At 73.0% G+C, this 1,823-nt stretch carries 1 protein-coding gene; it reads right to left on the bottom strand.

Translation table 11 applies throughout. The features are described 5' to 3' along the window. The coding region (locus L1885_RS27940) for an ABC transporter substrate-binding protein (protein WP_268984608.1) at positions 1-1,767 on the bottom strand (1,767 nt) is incomplete at its 3' end. Between the last annotated feature and the right edge of the window lie 56 nt (positions 1,768-1,823).

Genomic DNA, 1,823 nt, shown 5'->3' with positions numbered 1-1,823 from the left:
GAGCGCGCCGCCCGCGATGCCGAGGCCCACGGCCGCCGGGGAGGGCCCGCCGGACGACGCGCCGCCGGCCCCGGCCGCGGGCACGGCGGACCACCAGCTCCAGTAGCCGTCCTGGCCCCAGATGTTGCCCGCCGCCGACGGCATGGTCTCGATGGACTTGATCTGGTCGGTGCGGTAGGCCTCCATGGCGTTCGGGTACGCCATCACGTTCATGTAGCCGGTGTCGTAGAGCCGTGACTCCATCTGCTTGACCAGCGCGGCCCGCTTCGCCGGGTCGTACTCGGCGGCCTGGCGCGCGTACAGCCGGTCGTAGTCGCGGTCGCAGATGAAGTCGTCCGTCGCGCCGCTCGCGTTCTTCGTCGCGGGCAGCGCGCCGCACGTGTGGATGGACAGCACGTAGTCCGGGTCCGGGCTGACGGACCAGCCGTCGAACGCCAGGTCGTAGTCCCCGGCCAGCCAGGGATCGCCCACGTTGTCCAGGCACTCGACCTTCAGCCCGACGCCGAGTTTCGCCCACCACTCCCGCAGGTACTGGCTGACGGCCTTGTCGTTGGGGTCGGTGGCGTGGCACAGGATGCGGAAGTCCAGCGGCCGGCCGTCCTTGCCGAGCCGCCGCCCGCGGCCGTCCTTGCGATAGCCCGCCCGGTCCAGGTCCGCGGCGGCCCGCGCCGGGTCGTACGTGACGCGCCGCCGGGCGGAGGGCTGCCAGTAGTACGCGCCGAAGCGCGGCGGCAGGTAGCCGCGGCCCGCCGCGGCGTGGCCCTGGAAGACGGTCCGTACCAGCCGGCCGGTGTCCACGGACGCGAACAGCGCCCTGCGCACCGCCGGGTCGAGCAGTGCCGGATTGCCGTCGCCGAGCCGGTGGCCGTCGGCGGCGCGGGCACCCGGATTGGTGGCGAGCGCGTAGAACCGGTTGCCCGGCGCGTCGTTGACCTTGATGTCCTTGGTGTGTTCGAGCGCCGAGGTCTGGGCCGGGGTCAGGTTGGAGACGAACGAGACCTCGCCCTTGCGCAGCGCGGCGACGGCCGCGTCGCCGTCCTTGTAGTACTTCAGGTCCAGCTCGTCGAACTTCGGGGCGCCCCGCCAGAACGTCCGGTTCGGCACGAGCTTCACGTACTGGTCGACCTTGTAGTCCGTGACGACGAACGGGCCGTTGCCGACGATGGGGAAGTGCTTGTCGTTGTTGAAGGCGGCGAAGTCCTTGACCTTCTTCCAGATGTGCTCCGGCACGATCGGCACGTCCAGGGCCGTCATGTTCGCCTGCGGCTTCTTCAGCCGGACGACCAGAGTCGTCGGGTCCGGGGCGGTGACCCGGGCGAAGTTCGCGGTGAAGCTGCCGTTCGCGGTCGCCGCGTCCGGGTGCGTCATCATCGCCCGGAACGTCCAGGCGGCGTCCGCGGCCGTGGCGGGCACGCCGTCCGACCACCGGGAGTTCCGGCGGATCGTGTACGTCCAGGTGAGCTTGTCCGGCGAGGACCTCCAGGCGGTGGCGAACCCGGGGATCGCGTGCCCGTCGGAGGGGGCGTAGTCGGTCAGGTACTCGTAGGCCAGGCGGTGGATCGTGCTCGCGACGAGCGACTGCGCGAGGAACGGGCTCAGCGAGTCCACGCTCTGCCGCACCGCGACCGTCAGCACCCGCTTGGCGCGGTGCTCCCCGCCGCCGCGGCCGTCCTGCCGGACGGAGTCCTGCCCGGCGGCCGACGCGCCCCGCGCGGGCGTCCCGTACGGGAGGATCCCCGCGGCCGCCACCAGCGCCGCGCCGGCCAGGGCGGCCGCCGGCGGACGGTTCCTGCGGCGGGGCCCGGCCGGCCGCGCGCCGTGCG

It is taken from the genome of Streptomyces fuscigenes, assembly GCF_021556455.1.
Lineage (GTDB): Bacteria > Actinomycetota > Actinomycetes > Streptomycetales > Streptomycetaceae > Streptomyces > Streptomyces fuscigenes.
This window is presented reverse-complemented; position numbering and strand designations above follow the sequence as displayed.